Origin of the sequence: Marinimicrobium sp. UBA4509, assembly GCF_002388575.1 — a bacterium.
Taxonomy (GTDB): Bacteria; Pseudomonadota; Gammaproteobacteria; order Pseudomonadales; family Cellvibrionaceae; genus Marinimicrobium; species Marinimicrobium koreense.
The window spans coordinates 72,283-73,698 of sequence record NZ_DGMV01000041.1; the positions used below are offsets into that span (position 1 = coordinate 72,283).

2 protein-coding genes are annotated in these 1,416 nt (G+C 58.3%); both read right to left on the bottom strand.

The window, feature by feature from the left end; all coding sequences use genetic code 11:
• Positions 1-172, bottom strand: a 172-nt coding sequence (locus B3520_RS06390) for a LysR family transcriptional regulator (protein ID WP_286875691.1), incomplete at its 3' end; no start/stop codon positions are given.
• Positions 173-428: 256 nt separating this feature from the next.
• Positions 429-1,337 carry a 5'-nucleotidase gene (locus B3520_RS06395; RefSeq protein WP_024460124.1) on the bottom strand — a complete coding sequence of 303 codons (909 nt, stop codon included), beginning with the start codon at positions 1,335-1,337 and terminating at the stop codon, positions 429-431.
• Positions 1,338-1,416 lie beyond the last annotated feature (79 nt).

The window sequence follows — 1,416 nt, forward strand, 5'->3', positions numbered from 1 at the left end:
GGGTCAGGTGTTTGCCGCTGCGGGAGAAGATCTCCACACCCAGCTCGTCTTCCAGCAGGCGTATCTGCTTGCTGATACCCGGCTGAGAGGTGTACAGGCTCTGGGCGGTCGCGGACACATTCAGGTCGTGGTGCGCCACTTCCCAGATATAACGCAGTTGTTGCAGCTTCATAATGTCCTCCGATCGTCCTTCGGACAGTCCCGTGCGCCCCGACACGAAAGACCGTTGAACCCACCCGTCGACTCGAGCACCCAGAGCGCGGTGTTAACAAAAGGACGGTGTTATAAAAATTGCGGTAATTATTCTTTTGTAGAATAGAGCCTCAGAAGCCAAATTGCCAGCCTCTGATCAAAAAATAACCCTCTGCTATAACTTTAGACTATATAGACTCCCGCTGCCGCCTGCAATTGTGCGGCCGACCCGACACTCAACCCTTGGCCTGATTGGCCACGCCATGGGGGACATGGCCACTGGCAACGTGTTCGCTGGCCGACTCGATGTGCTGTTGCTGATCATCAAAGAAGACATCAGCACCGTAGGCTTTGAGGAACTCCCCTTTCGGCAGTCCGCCAAGAAACAGGGACTCATCAATACGCACATTCCAGGCGCGCAGGGTGCGGATGACCCGTTCGTGGGCGGGCGCCGAACGGGCCGTCACCAGGGCCGTGCGGATCGGACAGCGGCTCTCGGTGAACTCGCTCTGTAACCCCTGCAGTGCGGACAGGAACGCCTTGAACGGTCCACCACTCAAGGGGGTTTTAGCAGAGGCTTTCTCGCTCTCGGCGAAGGCACTCAGGCCCTGGCTTTTGAACACCTGCTCCGCCTCATCGGAAAACAGCACCGCATCGCCGTCAAAGGCAAAACGCAGCTCCTCTTCTTGCTCGGACTTGTTCTTGGCGGCGACCAGGGTCGCGGCCGCCACGCCCTGGTTGAGCGCCTGACGCACGTCTTCGCCATCGGTGGAGAGGAACAGGTGGCAGCCGAACGCGGAGATATAGCGGTACGGACTGCTGCCACTGCAGAACGCAGCCCGGGTGATATTGAGACCGTAATGCTCAATGGAGTTGAACACCCGCAGACCGGTATCGGCGCTGTTGCGGGACAGCAGAATCACTTCGACCCGGGGGTCGCCTTCGAGGCTTTCGTTCAGGTGGAGCAGCTTTTGTACCATGGGAAAGGCATCGCCCGGTTTCAGAGGTTCGTCCTCTCGCTCGATCTGATAGTTGGCATAAGCTTCCAGGCCTTCGTTGATGAACACCTGGTGACTCTCATCCAGGTCGAACAGCGCGCGGGACGAAATGGCGATAACCAGTTTGGTGCCGAAGCCTTTGGGCATGTGTTGGGGTCCTGATGGTTGATGATGTTCGAGTTGGGTTGCGGCGGATGCGGGTCATACCGCTGCGCTCGGCCCCTAC

Bases quoted from the DNA above. Each gene is read 5' to 3' on its own strand.
- B3520_RS06395 (WP_024460124.1), bottom strand. From the start codon at position 1,337: ATGCCCAAAGGCTTCGGCACCAAACTGGTTATCGCCATTTCGTCCCGC.